The organism is Perlabentimonas gracilis (assembly GCF_011174675.1).
GTDB classification, from domain to species: Bacteria; Bacteroidota; Bacteroidia; order Bacteroidales; family Tenuifilaceae; genus Perlabentimonas; species Perlabentimonas gracilis.
This window is the reverse complement of sequence record NZ_JAANIG010000042.1, coordinates 13,584-34,330: the sequence shown is the minus strand read 5'-3', so window position 1 is coordinate 34,330 and position 20,747 is coordinate 13,584. Positions and strand designations below refer to the sequence as shown.

Sequence of the window (20,747 nt, the reverse complement as noted above, 5' to 3'; positions counted from 1 at the left end):
TCCTGTGCCCTGCCCGCTCACGTAGGCCAGGTTGCTGCTGCGGGTCCAGCTCACCGTGCTGCCCGCCGGCACGTTGCTGAGGGTAAAGGTGGTGTTGGTATTACACACGGTGGTGGAGCCCGAGATGGAAACACCGCTAATGGGGGTACACAAATTTGTGCCAGCAAGTTCGTGTAGTATAAACCTTGCATTTTGGGGTGTCAGTTGGGTATGGCTTTGGTTTGATGCTTGGGAATAATATGCAGCAAACGATGTTCTTCCTACTCCAATTAAATTTTGATTAGCAATTACCTCGAAAGGATTACTTGAGCTAACCCCCAAGGCACTTGCTATGGGTATAAAAGAGAAATTGCTGTAGTTGACATAGCTGTCAAACTCATCGGGCAACCCACCAACCCACGACAATGGGTAGTAACCTCCGGGAGCACCATCGAAGGGCAAGTGCGAACTGGTTGACCGATAGGTTTGCCAACCTTCTGTTCTGATTGTTCCTATTGATCCAATTCCCACTTTATACTCTAAGTCTGCGGTATAAACTATCCTATTCTGCTTGTTTGGCATTGCATACCCCTTAACAAAGAACGTATATTTACCAACCGTATGCTCAGCATCTATTAAAGTAGAGTAGGGGTTAAATATGCTTGTGCCAGCATTTGAGCCGTTGGCTATGGCCACATTACGGGTGGTGGTTGGGAAACCTAGCGCATCGTACTGAGCCATAAAAGCGTTATGGTGGGAACTGGTGAATGTTTTATTGGCAGGATCGGGGTAATACTTAAGCATTTGCTTTGTTGCAGGGGCAAAGAGAAAATGCGAAAGGCTAGGGTCAATAAAGCTAAGGTAGCTGTTAATGGTCCATGCCAAGGCCTGATAGGCGGCTGGTACGTTGGCCCCCTTGTGGGGGCTGTCGAGCGAAATGTAGAGGCGTGTATCGTGGCTTTTGCCCTCCACCTCCATGCGCCTAAGCGCCACTCGCGATACCAACCCGCCCATGCTAACCCCTAGCACCACGTTGGGCTGGGCATCGGGCACGTTGGCCTTTTGGGCGTTTGCCCACTCTATTACCTGCTCTAGTAGCCGGGCGTTGCGGAAAATATCGTCAACCCCGTTGGTGTAGTCGAGGAATACAATGTCGTATTCGCTTAAAAGTGCATCGTAAAAACTTATTCCTCCACCTAAATTCACATAATCTAGTTTATCAATAAAATAGTCAAACGAATAGTTTGGGATAAAGGATAGTACGCTCGACGGGTCAATCCCCTCGGCAACTATTAGGGGTTTCCTAAGGGTTTGGGAAGGGTTGCTGGTGGAGTACTTCACAAACACCACCCCGCCGGAGTGAACCCCAGTAACAGGTTCAAATGTGATGGCATCATCGCTAACATCGTAGGGCGATGGTTGCGGTGGCTGCGCGGTGGGGTGAACCGTTAACCTAAAGTGGCTACGGAGCGTTTGCCCACCGCTTGGGGTTAGGGCCACCCTTACCACCTTTTGTCCCGCCGTGGGGTAGGTAACGGATAGCGGGGTGTTGAAGGCAATGGTGCGGTAGCCCCCGCCATCGCCGGGGTCAATCTGTAGCTGCGAAATGGGGGCTGTGCTGTTGGTCATTCGTAGCAGGGAGTTTAGGGTAAAGGTTACGGTGGTTCCCCACGCCTCGGCGTTTACCGGCGCAACGGCAAAAAGGGTAAAGGGCTGATAGGGGGTTGCGCTACCGGGAACATCGTGAAGCTGACCGTTGTGGTAGCTGAGCAGCCCAGTGGTTAAAGCATTCTCCTTAATGCGGTTCATGTTGTAGTGAAGCATCGATAGCACCACCCCGCTAGTGCTGGCGGTGCTAAGATTGCCGTAGAACTCCTCGGGGCTAGCCATGCTAACCGCCGATGAAACCACAGAGGAGTGCAGCCCAACGTAGAGCGACCTTTGTAGTAGTGGCGAGGTGTAGCTGCTATCGGTTAGCGTTCCATTGAAGGGCATGGGGCTGTGCGGGAACAGCCCGCGCTCCAGCAGCATACCCGTGGTAATACGGCTCTTATTGAGCGGAGCAAACAGGAAATCGAGCTGCTCGTTAATGGTTTGGGCTTGGGAATTACCCCCAAGGCATAGCACTAGTAGCGCCGTTGCAATTACTTGCATTAATCTATTTCGTATCATAATTTCTTTGTTTCTTTTTACATTTTTAAATCAAATCTTCCTTCGGTTATTTCAATGTCGTTGCAGTTATCCATTTTAAGTATTGCATTGAACCGCCCCGAAACTATTCTATTCTCCAAATCGTATCGGGTGATTTCTATGTAGCCTTCTTGCGCAAACTTATATCTACAGTTTGTACCCTCATAACCTATACTAAATTTAATATTTATGTTTAGTGAATCGCATAGGTATTGCCCTATACTAATATTTGAAGTAAAAATATAAATACCTATACTTGACAAAGTATCAATTACGCTTCTTGATGCTGCAATTTGCAACCGAGATTCGGTCATCTCAGGTATGTTAAGGCTTTCGGCGGGGTTAAAATACCCACCGTTTCGCCACACCTTACCATTCACAAGGCATCCAAAGGTGTTGGCGCCAGTGGTGGTTTCGGGGGGCAGCTCAGTGCCGGGGGCAAAGGGGTTATTCTTCTCGCAGCCTGTTAGGCAAAGGGCTAGCAGTATGGCTAGCAACGGGATGTAAAGTTTTTGTGGTTTCATGGTTTCTTTTGTTTGGTGTTTTTGTTAGCAAATGTAAGCATATTTTGAGTTGTTTTATTTGGTGTAGCTGCTATCGGTTAGCGTTCCATTAAAGGGCATAGAACTGTGGGGTCATCCCTGCGGCAGCTGGCCAGCTGCAGGGCCAGCAATACCATGCTCCTGATCCTTCAGGGCGAGGGTGAACTGCTTGATGCCCTTGCACCCCACGTCGGGATTTACATCTGTGTATTTCTTCGACATTACGTCGAAAGCGTCAAAGTTCAGCGTAACCGACTGGCTACTGGCGGAGCGCTTGGACAGCGCGATGTCGGTGGGCGGGGTGTTGTCAACAATGACCACGAACTGTGCCGGGGCGAAGCCCGAAACGGAGCTGCCGTTCTTGTAGGCCTTTATGTTTACAGGCATATCATATTCATAATCAGTTGTCCCCGCTGGGGGCCGAACCGCCAGGTCGAAGATGGCCGTTTCCCCGGTGCTGATGGTTATGGGGTTGTTGTTGTAAGAAATGCTTACCCAGCTCCCCAGCGAGCCGAACGACATATCCCGGTCAATGTTGACGCTGAAAGGGCCGTTGGCGTTGCAGGCGATCTGCGATCGCAGGCCAAAGGCCGTGTTGGCCTTCACGGGGTAGCACCTGTAGGCGGTTGAATCGGTCTTGGGGATCGTGATGGTCAGATCCTGAGCTGTAGCTCCGAGCGCCATGCACAGTAAAAGCACTGCGCCGTTCAATTTCTTGTTCATAGCAATCATATTTTAGGGTTTAACGGTTAGTCGTTGCGGATGCAGCGGACGCATTTCCCTGCATCCTTGGGATAAGCCTGTCGACCAATAGATGGGAACAGGCTGCCAATTCCACGCATCCAAAGGATCTTCCCTTTAATGTCAGGGATGGTATCTACGTAGTACTCTGTGGATGTCCAGAAAAGGGCTCTCTCGTTTTTATAGTAGTAGATGTCCCCATACCTATTCCCGGAAGGGAGCGCTGTGAACCCGCTGCTGTTATCGGCGGGGTTGGGCGCGTTCCAGTGCCTGTAGCCAACCTCCTTCATCCGCCCTCCAACCACACCGTTAGTCCCTGTGCCATTGGGGTCAAAGGCGTTGTCGCCATTGTCCAGGTGGGTAACCAGGGCTGTCCAATCCTCATCGCTGGGCACGCGCCAGCCATCGGGGCAGAGGCCCCGCTCATCCACCACGGCGTAGCCGTTGTACAGCAGCCCGTAGGTGGTGATGCTGTCGGGGTGGGTGGTGTCGTCGTAGGCGCAGTAAACGCCCTGGGTCTGGAGGTGGAAAATCCCTTGGCCAGCCGATAGCGGTATGTGTGGAATGGGATCGCCGTTGCGGTAATGGGTCACCCGCAGGTTCTCGGCCATCCAAACCTGATTGCCTATCCCTATGGTGCGGTACTCGTTGCCATCAATGTCAGTCATCGTACCGTAGGTGAGGTTGGGGTTGAATACGGCTGTGGTTTGCCCCGGGCGGGGCGGGGGGTCGTCCCTGCGGCAGCTGGCCAGCTGCAGGATCAGCAATACCAGGCCCGCGAGGAGAACGGCATTTCGTGTCGGCATCATCATAAGATTTTGTCTTTGTTAGCGTTGCTTTGAAGGGCAAGTTAGAAAAAAAAAAAACGAATCCACCAAGTTTTGTGAGTATTTTTTGTAATTTATTGTAATATTGATACGTCTTTATATGATAAACACATAAAACCATTACGCACAACAATACCTATTTAATGTGCATAATACGGCTTAAAACAACTGGTTGGACAGTAGTGCAGGATTATTATGTTAGTCAGGGCTTGACTTGGAGTCAAACCCTGACTAGGTGCCCAACAAAAAACGGGGTGCCGTTGGAGCACCCCGTTGAAATATTCGGTTAAAGTAATGCTTACTCGTTTTTCTTAAGCACTTGGTCAATCATACCGTACTCCTTGGCCTCGGTGGCGGTCATCCAGTAGTCGCGGTCAGAATCCTTCTCAACCTTTTCGAATGGTTTGCCGGAGTGTTGCGCAATGATATCGTACAGCTCCTTGCGAAGGGAAAGAATTTGGCGTGTGGTAATCTCAATATCCGAAGCTTGCCCCTCGGCACCGCCCATGGGTTGGTGAATCATAACCCTTGAGTGTGGGAGCGCAGAGCGCTTGCCGCTGGTTCCAGCGCAAAGCAGCACGGCACCCATGGATGCGGCTATGCCTGTGCAAATAGTGGCCACATCGGAGCTGATGTACTGCATGGTATCGTAAATACCTAGGCCTGCATACACCGAGCCGCCGGGGGAGTTAAGGTAAATCTGTATATCCTTGGTGGGATCGTTGGACTCCAGGAACAGCAGCTGCGCCTGAATGATATTGGCCACATCGTCGGTTATGGGTACCCCAAGAAAAATGATACGATCCATCATAAGGCGAGAGAAAACGTCCATTTGAGCAATGTTTAGCTGACGCTCCTCGATAATGGTTGGGTTAATATAGCTGCTATGCAGCGACTGGTAACGATGCATACTAAGGCTGCTAATGCCCTTGTGCTTGGTAGCATATTTTTGAAACTCGCTGGGTTTTCTATTCATAGGTGATATCGATTTACAATTACTACTCTTTTAATTTTGACGATAAAGATATTAATCTTTTTTTAATCCGAATAAGAGTAACAGGAATTTGAAGCAAAGGTTTGCTATATGGTTTCGAATAAAAAAAGCGGGAGCAAAACTCCCGCTTTATATCTTACTTTTTGCTTTCCATCATCTTTTTAAACTCATCGAAACTAATCTCTTTCTCGTCGAGCTTTATGGTTTCTTTCAGCCAATCCATCACCTTGCCCTCAATAACCTGCTCGGCCATCTTACGGCGCTCCTCTGGCTTTTCAATTAGCTCGTTGGCGTACTTCTCGATAAACTCGTCGGGAAGCTGACCCATACCGTACTGCATCATCTGGTTCATGATGTAGCCCTTGGCCATGCCAACTAGCTCCTCCTTCTCAACCTTAAACTCCTGCTCGGTGGCAATTTTATCGCGGATTAGCTGCCACTTAAGGTCGTTCTCGAAGTGTGGGTAGTCCTTCTCAACCTGCTCCTGAGTGAATTTGCCCTCGTTGATGGCCACTAGCCAGCGTACAAGGAACTCCTTGGGTAGGTCAATTTTGAACTTATCGATTAGCTTATCGCGAACGTCGGTATAGAACTTACGTTCAGTATCGCCTTTGAGGTTATGCTTAATGCTCTCGTCGAGCTTTTGGTGGAACTCCTCCTCGGAGTTAACAACACCCTCGCCGAATAGCTTGTCGTACAGCTCCTGATTCACCTCGGCCTTCTGGTACTTCTGAACCTGAGTGATGGTTGCCTGGAACAAAGGCTCCAAGTTTTCCAAATCAGCCTTATCAACCTTTAGCAATGCGGCCCTGTCGGTTTCGTTGGGGAATGCCTTGATTACATCAACCACCATTACATCGCCAGCCTTAGCCCCAGCAAACTTGGCCTTCTCGTCCTCATCGGCAACTAGCATCACGGAGATCATTCCCTCCTCAACGGTAACGCCTTCCTCTTTTGGCGACTCATCGGCGTTGAGCTCGGTAAGGGTTGCCCTAAGCAAGCTGTCGGCATCGGCCTGGTCAGCATCTACGTAGCTACCGTAGCGGCCCGAGATATTCTCGATGTAGCCCTGACGCATCTCCTCATCAACCTTAATGCTGTAGTAGGGAGCCTTATCGCGCTTCGACAGCTTAATTTCGAACTCAGGGGCAAAAGCCAGGTCGAACTTAAACTCAAAGTCCTGCTGGGCATCCCAATCGATGGGCTGCTGCTCCTCCGATGGAAGAGGCTCGCCAAGTATGTTGAGCTTCTGCTCGGTGATGTAGCTCGAGATGCTCTCGGATACCAGCTTGTTCACCTCATCAACCATGGCCGACTTGCCATACATCTTGTTGATAAGCGAAGCAGGGGCCATACCGGGCCTAAAACCTTTAATTACGGCTTTCTTGCGAACATCCTTAAGGCTTTTCTTTACATTCTCTTCATAATCCTTATGCTCTACCGTTACGGTTAGCACTGCGTTTAGCGCATCGGAATTTGCGTGGGTTACGTTCATGCGAATAATCTTTTGAAAGAAGATTTATTTTGTTTTATTCTACTGATTTTCAAAAAGAAAGTACCAGTTACGGGTTTTCTTTGAGCGCACAAAGGTAGAAATATTTGTAATGATATGCAAATAGGTTTTGGGGCTAACTCCCAATGCTTTGCAGCAGGAGTAGGCGAGGTGTGGTAATGCAAATTTTTACTGGCGACCGACAAATAGTTTAAATTTACAATTTAGATGTGTTCTACATTTAGTTGAATATTACTTATAGTGAGTTCTCGGCCCCCGACCGGTTAGATTCTTCGCTTCGCTCAGAATGACGTTTACTTTTGATATATATAGTGGTGTTGGGGGTCAGCGAGCCTAACTTTTAAAATACGAGGTCCGCTGACCCTCAACACCACCTAAATTCATATTCCTGTCATTCTGAGCGAAGCGAAGAATCTTTAAATGTTAGTTGGGCTGTTAACAAATTTTACAAAAACTTCAATTCTACGAATAAGACTCACGGGGTGACGCCTTGCTATGCAGATAGTCACCCCGTGAGTAAATAGCAATTATTACCACCCCTCCTCTACCTGACTAAAAGTGTCGGCATCATCGTCGCGCTCGAGCTCTGCACCCGTTCGCATTTTTAGGTAAGGTATTATGGCTGGATCGATATTGGCAATGTAGTTAAGGTCGAACATCATGAAGTGGTGCTCGTTCTCAACATACTCATCGGTTTCCTGTCCCGAGTAGAAACGCCAACCGCTATCGTCCTCATCCTCGCGAGCCTCGCGGTGCATATAGCCCACCTTGTGCCCATCAACGGTTATCATGTCGGAGGCGTAACAGTAGCCCTTCTGCTCAATTAGGGGCTTTATGTCCTCGGGCTTTAGTATGTACTTGAACTCGTCCATATTGTTTAATTTATGTTGCTATAATGATATGGTTTAACCTATGGTGCAAAAGTACGGAACATATTTGTTTCGACACTTAAAAGTGCACGCGCAATTAAATTAAAAATGCTTGCAAGCAGATGGCAATTGGCTTCGCATTGAGATATTGAGTATATGTACTCAATTTTTTCTGCATCCAAAAACATGGCCTATCTTTGTGGCTCGAAATTAAAATAACAAAGGATGAGCGATAACACAAAGCGAACCGAGCTGTATGAGCTGGGCGAGTTTCAGCTAATTGATAGGCTAACCCAAGATATCAAGATTAAAAACGAAAGCACATCAAAGGGTGTGGGCGATGATGCAGCAGTGATTGATGCTAACGATAAGCAAATAGTTGTAACCACCGATCTGCTGCTCGAGGGAATCCATTTCGACCTCACATACCACCCGCTAAAACACCTTGGATACAAGGCGGTGGTGGTTAATCTTAGCGATGTGTACGCTATGAATGCACAGCCAAAACAGATAACCGTATCCATTGGCCTGTCGAAACGTTTTAGTCTTGAGAATGTGGAGGAGCTATACAGCGGAATACACTTGGCCTGCGAGCGCTTTGGGGTAGATTTGGTTGGTGGCGACACCTCCTCGTCGCTAACTGGAATGGTTATTAGCATTACCGCAATTGGTGAGGTATCGAAAGAAAAAATTTGCTACCGCAGTGGGGCCAAGGAGAACGACCTGATTTGCGTTACCGGCGATTTGGGCTCGGCCTACATGGGGCTGCAGCTACTTGAACGCGAGAAAAGGGTGCTGGAGGGGAATACCGGTATGAAGCCAAAATTTGAGGGGTACGACTATATTCTAGAGCGATTCCTGAAACCCGAACCCCGCAAGCCATTGATTGATATGCTAGATGAAGTAGGCGTTGTGCCCACATCAATGATTGATGTTTCCGATGGGCTATCGAGCGAGCTGCTGCATATCTGCAAAAACTCAAAGGTGGGCTGTAGGGTTTATATCGATAAAATACCCCTCGACCAGATTACCCACAAGATGGCCGCCGAGCTGAATATCGACCCTGTAGTAGCGGCGCTTAGTGGCGGCGAAGATTACGAATTGCTTTTCACTGCCCCCATAGCCATTCACAATACCATAGCCGAGATGAAAGGTGTGACAATAATTGGGCACATTATGCCAGACAATGCCGGCGCCATGCTTGTAACACCCCATGGCGAGGAGGTGAGCATAAAAGCCCAAGGTTGGAATGCCCTGGCCAAACCCGATGAGGAGTAACAATGATATCAACAAAAAACGGGCAGAAAAATCTGCCCGTTTTTTGTTATTTCGATCAACTGCGTACTAAGCGTTGGCAATCTCTTTGTATTGCTCTGCAGTTAGCAACTCTTCAAGCTGAGATGCGTCAGAAATCTCAATGCGAATCATCCAACCATCACCATATGGATCTTTGTTAACAACCTCAGGGGTGTCGGCTAGCTTCTCGTTAACGGCAATAACTTTACCAGCAACGGGCATAAACATGTCCGAAACGGTTTTAACCGCTTCGATTGTTCCAAATACCTCCTCATGATCAAGCTCTTCGCCTTCGGTTTCAATCTCAATAAACACAACATCACCCAGTTGGCTCTGTGCAAAGTCAGTAATTCCGATAACAGCCTCGTTACCTTCAATTTTTACCCACTCGTGATCTTTTGTGTACTTAAGTTCTGCAGGAATGTTCATAGCATCAAGTATTTAATTTTTTTGAAAAATAGGTTTCAATGTGCGTTTCAAAAGTACATGCTTTTTTGATAAAAGCAAAAGTTTAGAGAATCATAAAATTGCTGTTTTACAGCTTACTTACTCTGCTACTGGGTCATTGTAAACCTTACGCTAAACCCAAAGCTTGTATTGGCGGTAGGATACGAGAGGGCTACCACCGGTTTGTTCACCACCCTATCGAAAAATGCCCTAATGGTAACCTGCTGGCTTACCACATACTCGGCAGACGATTTGATGGTTAGTATGTTTTGCCCTGCCGAGGGGCTATTGGTACCCTCAACCAGCTTACGGAGAATGGTTTCGTTGTTTCGGATGCTAAAATCGATATTTAACCTAAGGTCGCTTTGTAAGGTTCTCTGTTCGCCAGTTGCTGTACCCAAAACTAATGGCAGATTCTCGAATCGATAGCCGCTCCCCACAATTAGCTCCCAGCTATTTATCTCGCTTAGCTGGTTATTGGCAAAGCTCATGGCGAGTGAGCGGGTATTTCGCACCTCGAGCCTGTTGGTAAGGCTGCTCAACCATGTGGCATCGAAGCTTAAAAGGGGGTTAAACTGCTCGTTGATGGAGATATTTGCAATCTCGTACTCGGGAATAAAGTTGTTGCTCACCTCATCCCTAATGTAGCTGTAGCCATCCTGCCCCGGTTCGTAGCTAAGGTACGATGCGTATGAGCCAATGGTAAAGGTTGAACGGTAGCTATGCCTTAGGGTAAAGGTTCGGAGGTACTTGTTAAAGGGTTTAATTTTCGATAACCCATCGTAGGTAATTTGCCAGTTGGGCATGGGGAACAGCGGGAATGCAGTTAGGCTTGATGTGCCCACAGGTGTTCCCGTATATGCCGATATGAACGAATACATTAGTACTTCCTGACTCAAGGGGCCATACCCATCGGGGAAAGTGCTCAGGAACTCCTGTTCGCTTAGGTTATCAGGATTTGGATTGTATATTCCACCCTCGGCCCTTTGGCTAGCCAACCGGTGCGCTATCCCTAGCCTTCTGTCGCGGAACTCCGAAAAGGTTGGGCTTAGGTAATTATTATCCTCACTTAGCTTCTCAAAAGCCGACCGCAAGGTGATTACGCTGATGCTAAAGTTGCCCGTATTCATAGGGCTATAGGAATTGAACTGTCCACTGGAATTGGCGATGTAGTACTCGTTTCTATTAGATGCCATACTTCGCATTCCCGATATTTCAATCCGTAGGTTGGGCAATGGCTCAACAGTACTCCTAAGGGTCAGGTTCTGGTTTTGGCTCATCACAAAAGGTGAGTTCAGCGTGGTGTCGGTGCTCAGCCAGTTGTTGCGAACGGCCTCCCATGCAAAGTCGGGATCTTGCCAGCCTGCCACAAAACCAAAGCCCGGAGCAAAAACACCATTTACATCCTGCATACCAAGGTACTGAGTGGAAGGCTTGTAGCCCGGCAGCAGGGTTCCCGTTGTTACCGAGTATGCCCCCGAAATATTCTTGATTCCCATCAGCATACGAACCGTCCCTTGGAAGAGAAGCAGGGGAATGTTTTCGCGTTCCGGAACTCGCCCCTCAACCACTACCCTAACATTTCGTATATCCTCCTCGGCCTTAATAGATATTCTCCTATCCGATCGGATGTTGAGTTCAAACGGAACCTCCTTGCCCTCTTCATCGAACACTTTTACCTTCACATCCTCAGTCTTCAAGTTGTGATCAATGGATCGGAAGTACCCACCCCGCAGCCTGATCCCGGCTTGCTCATGGGTTACCGTTTTAAATGTTTGTTGCTGCTGCACCCCCCTTGCCCGCTGATCGAACTTCTGATTTATCCCTCGCAGCCAGGTACTCTTGTTGTAGAGATTTGTGAAGTTTAGCTGTGTATTAAGCTGAACAGTGCTAGCGTTTTGTATAGTATTACCCGGATCGAAACGACTCGTATCTGGTAATAACGGACCTGCCTGCCAGTTGTAACTTCCAGTATATCGAGTTGATGCAGTTATCCAGCTAAACAGGGGTATTTTGTTTATGGGGATATTGTAGCTCAGGTTAAACTGATGGTTGTAGTTTGTATTGCGGCCAAAGTTTTTCAGGTTGGTCCAAACCGAATCTTGCCATTGCTCATAGCCCATTGGATCGCGTTCCCGACTAACCATTCCCATGGGCTCGTCAATTCGAGCCTGATTATTGGCATTAAAATCGAACTTAATGGCTTGCGAAATATCCCAGTTCAACGAGTACACCCTATTCCAATGAAAATCTTTTGAATAGGTGGGCACCAACCTTATCTCGGGGGCATTTATGTTTCGAAGCTGCTGCTCAAAGTATGTCCTATTCAGCTCGGTACGGAACGAGAACTGATTGGGCATATAGTTAAAGTTGAAATCCCTAATTATTCTGAGGTAGGGGCTCGAGAGCCACTTCACATTTCGCAGAGGCACAACATTTTTTGGGCGGGTGTTGTATGTGTAGGTCAATCCTCCTCTCACATTCCTCTGTACACGCTCCTCGGTATTAATATTTCGGGTAAGCTGCTCGTTGTAAGCATAGCTTACTGCAAAGTTTGATATGCTGTATATCTTAGGTGGGCCATCGGCTTTGTTTATCCTCACATTGGTAAGGTTAACGCTTTTGCGCCGTGTGTAGTCCTGCGAGACACGCCTTATGGAGTCTCGCTCGGCAGGGTTGGTGGCGCGTTCTAATGCAGTTTTAAGGGGTACATCGGGATCTAATGGGTTGTACTCTGGGTTGGCAAACGACTCGGAATAGCCAATGAACAGCGGTATATTTACCCCTGACTCCTTGGGGAAAAATCGTCCCATTTGAATGGTAGAGCTAAGATCGTACTGGTAAAAGTCATGCATACTGCGGTCGTTCACCTTTTTCTCAATCGATCCAAAGCCAGGCTTAATGGTAGTACCTGCTAGGGTTACCATAGCCAAGTCGGCCAGCTTGGCCGAGACTCTAGCGTTGGCTGCCCATCCGCCCTTGCTCTCGGCTTGTGTTAAGCGCATTTCGTTTACCCACACTATACCCGACTTGGGGTAACCATCATCGTTGCTGTTTCTGGCCTGCTCCGGATTACGGACCCCAATCATTATCACCCTAACATTGCTTAGGCTGGGGTTTCCTGCCACTTTAACCTTCCTGTCACCGTCAGACATACCATAAACAGTGGTGTAGCTAATCATTGAGCCCTCCTTCCGCATCTCATCGTTACGAAGCATCTTAACGGTTTGGAAGAGCTCAAGGTCAATATCCAAAAGGTTCTCGCGTGGCCAAACCCTTTCTCTATCGGTTTCACTATTGTTGTTATACCTTCCAGGTGGTGTAAGCACAAGCGGAATTTCGTACTCGTAGTAGTTGTTGTTGTAATCGGTGCCCAGCCTAACAAATAGATTTAGTTCCTCGTCTCTGAGGGGATACTCAGGAATTGCTTCGGCATGGATATCCATCATCATGCGCCGATACTGCCTTATGTCGAGGGTCACGTTTCGGAACACCGCACGCGCATCACCATCGGCCAAATTAACTACTTTGAGCTCCATAGCCTGCTCGTTTAGCTCTGTCATCTGGGGTTGTGTGGGGTCTATAACCCTATCGACTCCAGGAGGGAGCACATAGTTTACTGGAACCCGCGTGTAGTTCTCCTCAATATTTACGGCCGAAACCTCAAAAGCTCCTGTTGGCAAATCGTTCTCAGGCATCCCTTCCTGCCCCTGAATAAGCGCCCTATTGTAGCGTCGCCATTCGCCCCTAACCAACTCCAGGGTGGCAAAGCGGAGTATGGTGGTATCCCTAAAGCCCTTCATGAACATACGCATGAAGCGAATGGATTTAAAGTCTTGAATATTTCCAACCACTTTCTCGTACTCATCAATGGGAACTTTAAACTGATACCAGTTCACCTCGGATCGTTCACCATTCTCAAGGCGTGCGTTATAGGTTACCTTATCGGTTATAAAATTGTAGCCAACCTCTAAATCCTGTGGCCTTAACGAAATTCGGTACTGATAGTAGGATTCGTTCTCGTTAAGCGTGTAATCATTATTGATATCCTCGCCGTTGGGCTGAATTTGGCCAGCCGTGGGGTAGTCCTCAATTATTCCATCGGGGGTGGGCTGGCCCGAGGCCGGGGAGTTTCCCTCGGGGTTATTAATGCGCTTGTACCTGTCGAGGATTCCCGTTTCGGCAGCATCGTAAATGCTAGAGCGATAGTACCTAAAGTTATCGTTTGAGGGGTCGTTCAGCGCATCTTGGTATATTTTAGAACTCTCTCCGTACTGGGTTCTTAGCTGCTCAAGATAATCATTAAAGAACAGAACCTCATCGTCGTCGCCTAACCCATCGAGACCCACATCCTGAAATCTGCGGGCATTGGGATCGGTGTCGAAAGCGCTTACCAGCGACTGTACTGCTGGAACACGCCCCCAGGCTGTTGTATCGACATTGGTAACCACAGCCGAGGTAGGCAATCCGTTCTCAAAGGAACGCCGTCCGTCGCGGAGCACATCCTCCGAAATTTCACCCAGGTTGATATATAAATCGCCCCCATGGTGCAATGAGTCGTAAACAAAGGGATCCATTAGCCAGAACTCAACGTACTCGATGTTTGACGTTTCAAAGTCGGGTGATGGCAGCGACCGCATTATACCCGCCCACTTATCCTGTGGATTGGTGAAAAAGCCATCCTCGTCAAACCCATTGGTGTTGTAGTTGTATGGCCCACGCTCGTTGGGGTAATAGGCCAGGTTTAGCACGGGGATGTTGGTGGCAATGCCCGATGGGGTTTGCCTGTTTGGGAATATTTCTCTCTCGAAAATCTCCCTTACAAAATGGTTGCTTTGGGTATTGGGGTCGCGGCGAATGTGTCCCGGTGTTAGCGAGTTGTTGCGCAGGAACAATGGGTCGATGGTAAACCATGAAAGCATTGCCCTGTTGAATCCATTCTGCAGATCGTTTACTAGATTACCCTCGGGAAACATGTCGGGTTGATGTTGGGGCGTACTTGCCAGCGACCATGAATACCATGATCGGAGGTCGATGGACGTTTTGGTTCCCTCAAAATCATCAATGTAAACCGTACCCCCCTTGCCAATTGCCCTTGAGTGCCCAGGTATGAAATGGGCAAATTCCGCATCGAAGGTAAGGGTCGATTTCTCCTTGGTCTCGATGAAGGGAAGGAAGTCCACCGCCTTGGTAAGGAAACCCGATTCGGTTTGGTATGAGGTGTTTAAGCCCCATATAGTATTGCTAATGGCCTCGTTACCGTAGCTAACCTTTTGGGTGAATGGCCTCTCGGTTAGGTTAAGCACCGTGGCCCCTACGTTAAACTTGTCGGAAAATCGGTAGTCGAAATGCGACCCCACCAAGGTTTTGGTTTGGAAGCTGAACATATCCTGACTCTCCAGCGAAATTTGTATGGGGGTGCCCGACTCCAGTAGGCCTGGGTTAATAATTTTCACCGTTCCCATGATGTAGTCCACGGTAAAGTCGGTTCCCTCGGTTAGCTTCATGCCGCCTGCGGTAACAACCACCGAGCCTCGGGGCACGTTCATGGCATTGAGGGGAATCTCGGAGCTGGACGAAGACTGGTATGTTCCGCTAAGGCGGAACTTGTTCTTTTCGGCTACTTGCCTTGCCTTAGTAAGAGTAGAGTCGTACAACTCCTGATAAACGTACCGCTCAATCAGGTCGGGGTCGCCAATTTTTCGCGCCAAGTCGCGCCCAAAGGGCTCAAGTACTGGGAATATGATACGGCCATTACCTGAGTTTATGGTTACCCCCTCAATAAAGTCGAAGATACCATCGGCGCCCGGATCGAGGTTGCTGTTGAGGTTATCGAGATTTAGCACCGATAGCAAGGGGATATTGGCTGAGTTTCCATCGGGCAGGTAGTTTACTGCGGTACCCGTCAAATCGTTTTGGTACAAGATGTTTAGGTTAAACTCCTTGCGGTCGATTTGGAATGCCCCAATGGAATATATGTTCTTCATCATGAGGTTCCAGGTGGGTAACCTTGGCGATAGGTTTGTGCCTTTAAGCAGCTTAAGGATGAGCGCATCGGGGGCTGTAACACCATCGGTTGAGAACTCACCAACCTGATAGGTTCGTCCGCCCAGCGTGTACTCGTAGGCTACGGCCAATATCTCATCGGTATTTAGCGAGGTGTTTACCGATATATATCCCAGCTGGTTATTCACTGTGAACTCCGACGCATTAAGCTTCCGAGCGTTCTCTATCTTCTCGTAATCGACACCACCATTAAAGTTTGATATTTGCGATAGCACAGCATTTACATCGGCAATATTACGAATGCCAACATAGGTGGTTTTCATATCGCCATAAAGGCTATTGATATCGTTGCGGGGATGCCCCACCCCATTAACCATAAACGTTTCCTTGGCGTGCATATTCTGGAAGTTCTCGCCTAGGTCATGGAAGGCCACCACATCGCGAGAGTTATCGAAATTACCCCGCTTGTTGGTTACCCACACCTCAATACGTGTGATATTAATACCACTATTAACAATGGGCAGATTTTGTAGCGACTGGTTGTAAGTATCGCGAAAGTAGTGTGATAGGAAGAAGTGCTTGTTGGCCTCGTACTCATCGGCCTGAATTTCGAACTCCTTGGCCTGCGCTCCGCCGCGCACCTCAAGCACCTGGGTTTCGCTGTTCTGCTTCGAGAAGATACTGGTTACCGTTAGCCGCCCAAACTTAAGCTGGGTTTTTAAACCAAAAAGGCTGGAACTCCCCGTGATGAGGGTTCCCGGAAGAGGTAGCGACACATTACCCGCTTCAATCTTCTGAATTATCTCGTCTTCAAAGCCTGTGTACTCAAGCTTAACGTTGTTCTCAAAATCGAATGTGGCCTCGGTATTGTAGTTCACTTCCATACGTAGCTTTTCGCCCACGGTACCGTTTACATTCATTTGGATTTTCGACTGGAAATCGAAGGTGAAATTCTGGCGATAATTCTCGGCAATGGTGGGGTTGTCGGTGCGAGTGCTGGTAACACCAAAAAGCAGCTCGGCAGTTCCCTGGGGGATAATCTCTATTACGTTGCTACCAAATATCCTGTCGAAGGTTTCACCGCCTACCTCGAGCCTTGGGAGAATTCCCGAGCCTCGGCCAACGGTTTCGCCTTGCCTCCGCTGCTGCCAGTAGCTACGCATCGATTGCTCAAACTGAAAGCTGCGATACTCCTCCTCGCTCATCACCCTTGGGGGCCTAACGTTTATGTCGCCAACCTTATAGTATACTGTGTACAGCTTTGTTTGGGCATTGTACTCCACCTCAACCTTCATATTCTGAGGGTCGGACATAAATAGCGGCGAGGAGGTTGACTGTGGATCTTGATCGCGGGGGATGGGAAACCGAAGGGTGGTAGTGTCGGGGTTAAGATCTAAAGTTGTGGCATAATCTAACTCACCAACAACATTATTTGCACCCCAAGCTCTGTTTTGCGTGAGCAGATAATCTTGTCCGATAAGAAGAAACAGGGTAATTGCCAGTACCCTCCAGATCACTTGTGGTCCAATGTACTTCAAAGTAAACAGAAGTTATGTTTTTACAATCCCTTTAGCGCATCCTTGATTAAGCTCTCAACGGTATGGCTGGGATTCTTCTTAAATAGCTGCTCTATGGATTTCTCAGCAAGGCTCTTGGTAAACCCTAGCATTACTAATGCTGATAACGCTTCTTGCTTAACAGTATTGTTTGACGAAGCAAAAATATCTTGCTCAAGAGCCGATTTGCCCAACTTATCCTTTAAATCGATGACAATACGCTGCGCGGTTTTTAGCCCTATCCCCTTTATCTGCTTAAGGGTATTCACATCGCCCTGCATGATAGCCTGCGCAATTTCATCGGCCGATAAGGACGACAAAATAACCCTAGCCGTATTTGCTCCAACCCCCGATACGGATATAAGGTGCCTAAAAAGTTCTCGCTCCGACACGGTAGCAAATCCATACAAAAGATGGGCATCCTCCCTCACCACTTGATGCAAATATACCATAACATCGCTCTTCCCCTCGAGGGCGGCAAATGTATTGAGCGATACGTTGATAACATACCCTATACCCCCTGCTTCGACCACGGCGTAGGCCGGATTTAGCTCTGCAAGTTTCCCTTTAATAAAATCGTACATAATCCTTATGGTCTATTCGGTCTTCGACATAGGTAGTGGATTCTTCGTTAGTTCCTCGTACTCTAGCCTATTTTTATGGATATCGATGGCAAGGAATAGGGCGTTGCGGAAGGAGTTCTCGGAGGCTTTGCTCTGTCCGGCAATTTCAAACGCTGTTCCGTGCGAAGGTGAGGTACGGACTATGGGTAGCCCGGCGGTATAGTTCACACCCGAATCGAAGGCTAGCGACTTGAAGGGTGCTAAGCCCTGGTCGTGGTACATGGCCAGAATGGCATCGAACTTTGCAAAATTATCGGCGCCAAAAAAACCATCGGCGGGGTATGGCCCAACTGCTACAATGCCCTCTTCGTTGGCCTGCTTGATGGCAGGAATGATTATCTCCTGCTCTTCGTTTCCCAGCACCCCAGCATCGCCTGCATGCGGATTTAACCCCAGCACTGCAATGCGAGGCTTACGAATACCAAAATCTTTGAGCAAGGCGCTATTTAGCAACCTTAGCTTCCTTAAAATAAGATCCTTGTTAATGCTTCGGGGAACCTCCGAGAGGGGAATATGGCCTGTTACCACGCCAACCCTCATGATATCGCTCACCAGCAGCATGAGCACATCCTTGGTATCGAAGGTGCTAGCCAAATATTCGGTATGACCTGGAAAGCTAAACTTAGTGGATTGCACGTTCTGCTTGTTGATGGGTGAGGTTAGCAAAACGTCTAGTTTACCATTCTTAAGGTCGGCAATTGCCGCTTCAATGGAGAGCACTGAGCCCTCGCCTGCTACCTCGGTGACTTTCCCCAGCTCAACCCGCACATTATCGTCCATACAGTTTATGATGTTCGATTTTCGGGGGTTTACTTCGGTAATATCCTTAATTTGATTGAAGTTAAAGTTTTCCATATTTATGGCCTTTCGGTGGTATGCCGCCACCTTTGGCGACCCGTACACCACTGGCACACAAAAATCGTTCACCCTGTTATCCGATAGGGTTTTAATAATAACCTCGTAACCTATTCCGTTAATATCGCCCTGGGTAATACCCACAACTACCTTACCGTCAATCATATGTCGATGTGTTTTAAAAATCTACTTACTAAAAAACCAATAATAGCCAAAGCTTTAATTAGGCAAAGATAGCAATTTGGGTTAAAGTTAAGATAGCTTAAAAATTTTGTTTCGTTGCTTTACCAGCAATTTACTAGTTACTACTATGGTAGTGCTTGGGAAAAGGTTATTGAAGCGTTGAGTATTGTGAGCCAACGGCACGAGTTGTAGGAAATGTTTTACCTTGATTTTAAAATAGTGATTGGCTCAGATTGGATAAAGATACCCCCATTGATTTTTCCTTATTCTCGTATGTAATTGTTAAATTTGCAGCATAAAAAATAATGCGATGACAATAAACGATATTCAGGATCAGATAATTGAAGAGTTCACCATGTTCGACGACTGGATGGATCGCTACCAACAGCTCATCGACCTAGGAAACGACTTAACCCCAATAGATGAGAATAAGCGCACCGAGCAGCACCTGATTAAGGGGTGTCAGAGCAAGGTGTGGGTCGATGCTGAGCTGGTGGACGGCAGGCTACATTTCGTTGCCGACAGCGATGCCATAATCACCAAGGGCATTGTTGCCCTGCTTGTTCGGGTGCTTAACGAGCGCACCCCCAAGGAGGTGATTGATGCCGACCTATACTTTATTGACAAGATTGGGCTAAAGGAAAATCTCTCGCCCACTCGATCGAACGGACTAATTGCCATGATTAAGCAGATGAAGCTATACGCCTTGGCATACCAAGCAAAGCAGAACGGGTAGGCAAACAATTTAAACCCTATCCTGTTTCTCCATTACAAAAGTAAAGAGCAATCAAATTAAAAAATGTAGTAGCCATGTCACAACCCCTGGACATACTTGCCACCGAGGCCAACATAGTGAAGGTGCTTAAGGATATTTTCGACCCCGAGATACCTGTAAATATTTACGATTTAGGGTTGATATACGAGGTTGATGTGGAAGAGAACGGCACAACCAACGTGAAGATGACTCTAACCGCACCCAACTGCCCCATGGCCGACCAATTGCTACAAGAGGTAAACGACCGAGTAGCCGAGGTTGAAGGTGTTACCGAGGTGGTGCTCAACCTTACCTTCGATCCCCCGTGGGACAAAAGCATGATGAGTGAGGAAGCTATGCTGGAGTTGGGTTTTTTGTAAGGCTAAGAAGTATCATCCCAAAACATCTGCAAAAAGTCATAGAAAAGCCTGTTTGGTTGCCTTAAATTTGCAGCAATCAAATACTAACTACCATGACACTCAAAAACATCCTTGGGAACGCCCGCAGCTACTCCATTATAACTGTTGGACTTGCTATTTTTGCTTTGGCATGGACTGCCTTCCTTATTCCCCATCGAATTACAGGTAGTGGTGTTTCGGGCATAGGTGCCCTTGTTTTTTACGCCACAGGAATTCCGGTTGGGTACACCTTTTTCATTGTAAATCTGGGGCTTCTGCTAGTAGCTATAAAAGTACTTGGCGCCAACTTTGGTATAAAAACCGTTTTTGGAGTTACCATAGCCGCCCTGCTGCTATCGGTACTACAATCAGTAATTCAGGCACCTGTTGTTGAGGATAAGTTTTTGTCTACCATTATTGGAGGAGGCTTAGGTGGTGTGGGACTCGGAATTATTTTCACCCAGGGAGGCAGCACAGGAGGTACTGATATTATTGCCATGATTGTAAATAAGTACCGCAACATTAGCCCCGGCAGGGTAATCATGCTGTGCGATGTATTTATAATAGGCTCATCATTCTTGGTGCTTACCGAGCTAGAACCTGTAAAACGTATTGAAACCATAGTGTACGGCTACGTGGCCATGGCCCTTCAGGCTTACGCTATAGATGCGCTGCTATCAGGTAATAGGCAATCGGTTCAGGTTCTTATCTTCTCAAAAAACTACACCGCAATTGCCGATAGAATCTCTGTGGGAATGGGCCGTGGAGCAACTGTTATCGACGGGATGGGATGGTACACCAAGGAACCCCAAAAAGTTATTATTACCCTTGTGCGCAAGCATGAAGCCAGCGACCTGTACCGTATGATAAAGGAGGTTGATAGCAAAGCCTTTATATCGGTTGCCAACGTTATGGGGGTTTACGGAAAGGGGTTTGAGCAGATCCGGCATTAGGATATAAACCCTACATACCTT

At 47.8% G+C, this 20,747-nt stretch carries 15 protein-coding genes; 4 read left to right on the top strand and 11 right to left on the bottom strand.

Features of this window, described 5'->3' with window-relative positions; translation table 11 throughout:
* The 7 genes from G8O23_RS14815 to G8O23_RS14785 all read right to left on the bottom strand — a co-directional run.
* On the bottom strand, positions 1–2,151 hold a 2,151-nt coding region (locus G8O23_RS14815; RefSeq protein WP_166366215.1), incomplete at its 3' end, for a hypothetical protein.
* Positions 2,152–2,168: 17 nt separating this feature from the next.
* Complete coding sequence (locus tag G8O23_RS14810; protein ID WP_166366213.1) at positions 2,169–2,693, bottom strand: hypothetical protein; 525 nt, start codon at positions 2,691–2,693, stop codon at positions 2,169–2,171.
* A gap of 111 nt (positions 2,694–2,804) precedes the next feature.
* A complete protein-coding gene (locus G8O23_RS14805) occupies positions 2,805–3,434 on the bottom strand; it encodes a hypothetical protein (protein ID WP_166366211.1) in 630 nt (209 codons plus the stop codon).
* Positions 3,435–3,460: 26 nt separating this feature from the next.
* Positions 3,461–4,120, bottom strand: a complete 660-nt coding sequence (locus G8O23_RS14800) for a fibrobacter succinogenes major paralogous domain-containing protein (RefSeq protein WP_166366209.1) — start codon at positions 4,118–4,120, stop codon at positions 3,461–3,463.
* 457 nt (positions 4,121–4,577) lie between these two features.
* Entirely contained in the window at positions 4,578–5,255 is a 678-nt protein-coding gene (gene clpP, locus G8O23_RS14795; protein WP_166366207.1) for an ATP-dependent Clp endopeptidase proteolytic subunit ClpP, read from the bottom strand.
* Positions 5,256–5,409: 154 nt separating this feature from the next.
* Positions 5,410–6,768, bottom strand: a complete 1,359-nt coding sequence (gene tig, locus G8O23_RS14790) for a trigger factor (protein ID WP_166366205.1) — start codon at positions 6,766–6,768, stop codon at positions 5,410–5,412.
* Between the two features lie 548 nt (positions 6,769–7,316).
* Complete coding sequence (locus G8O23_RS14785; RefSeq protein ID WP_166366203.1) at positions 7,317–7,658, bottom strand: DUF2185 domain-containing protein; 342 nt, start codon at positions 7,656–7,658, stop codon at positions 7,317–7,319.
* 222 nt (positions 7,659–7,880) lie between these two features.
* Here G8O23_RS14785 and thiL point away from each other — a divergent pair, with 222 nt between their 5' ends.
* Entirely contained in the window at positions 7,881–8,933 is a 1,053-nt protein-coding gene (gene thiL / locus G8O23_RS14780) for a thiamine-phosphate kinase (protein WP_166366201.1), read from the top strand.
* A gap of 66 nt (positions 8,934–8,999) precedes the next feature.
* On the opposite strand, the gene gcvH is transcribed toward thiL, so the two are convergent.
* The 4 genes from gcvH to pdxA all read right to left on the bottom strand — a co-directional run bounded on the left by gcvH (position 9,000) and on the right by pdxA (position 18,603).
* Positions 9,000–9,380: a glycine cleavage system protein GcvH gene (gene gcvH / locus G8O23_RS14775; protein ID WP_166366199.1), complete on the bottom strand. Its 381-nt coding sequence runs from the start codon at positions 9,378–9,380 to the stop codon at positions 9,000–9,002.
* Positions 9,381–9,505: 125 nt separating this feature from the next.
* Positions 9,506–16,942, bottom strand: coding sequence for a T9SS outer membrane translocon Sov/SprA (gene sov, locus G8O23_RS14770; protein WP_166366197.1), 7,437 nt, complete (start codon positions 16,940–16,942; stop codon positions 9,506–9,508).
* A gap of 20 nt (positions 16,943–16,962) precedes the next feature.
* Positions 16,963–17,544: a Holliday junction branch migration protein RuvA gene (gene ruvA / locus G8O23_RS14765; RefSeq protein ID WP_166366195.1), complete on the bottom strand. Its 582-nt coding sequence runs from the start codon at positions 17,542–17,544 to the stop codon at positions 16,963–16,965.
* 12 nt (positions 17,545–17,556) lie between these two features.
* Positions 17,557–18,603, bottom strand: a complete 1,047-nt coding sequence (gene pdxA / locus G8O23_RS14760) for a 4-hydroxythreonine-4-phosphate dehydrogenase PdxA (RefSeq protein ID WP_166366193.1) — start codon at positions 18,601–18,603, stop codon at positions 17,557–17,559.
* Between the two features lie 328 nt (positions 18,604–18,931).
* On the opposite strand from pdxA, the gene G8O23_RS14755 reads away from it, so the two are divergent.
* From G8O23_RS14755 to G8O23_RS14745, 3 genes are all read left to right on the top strand, one after another.
* On the top strand, positions 18,932–19,357 hold the full coding sequence (locus G8O23_RS14755; protein WP_166366191.1) for a SufE family protein: 426 nt from the start codon (positions 18,932–18,934) through the stop codon (positions 19,355–19,357).
* 74 nt (positions 19,358–19,431) lie between these two features.
* Entirely contained in the window at positions 19,432–19,755 is a 324-nt protein-coding gene (locus tag G8O23_RS14750; protein WP_166366189.1) for an iron-sulfur cluster assembly protein, read from the top strand.
* Between the two features lie 92 nt (positions 19,756–19,847).
* On the top strand, positions 19,848–20,726 hold the full coding sequence (locus G8O23_RS14745; protein WP_166366187.1) for a YitT family protein: 879 nt from the start codon (positions 19,848–19,850) through the stop codon (positions 20,724–20,726).
* Positions 20,727–20,747 lie beyond the last annotated feature (21 nt).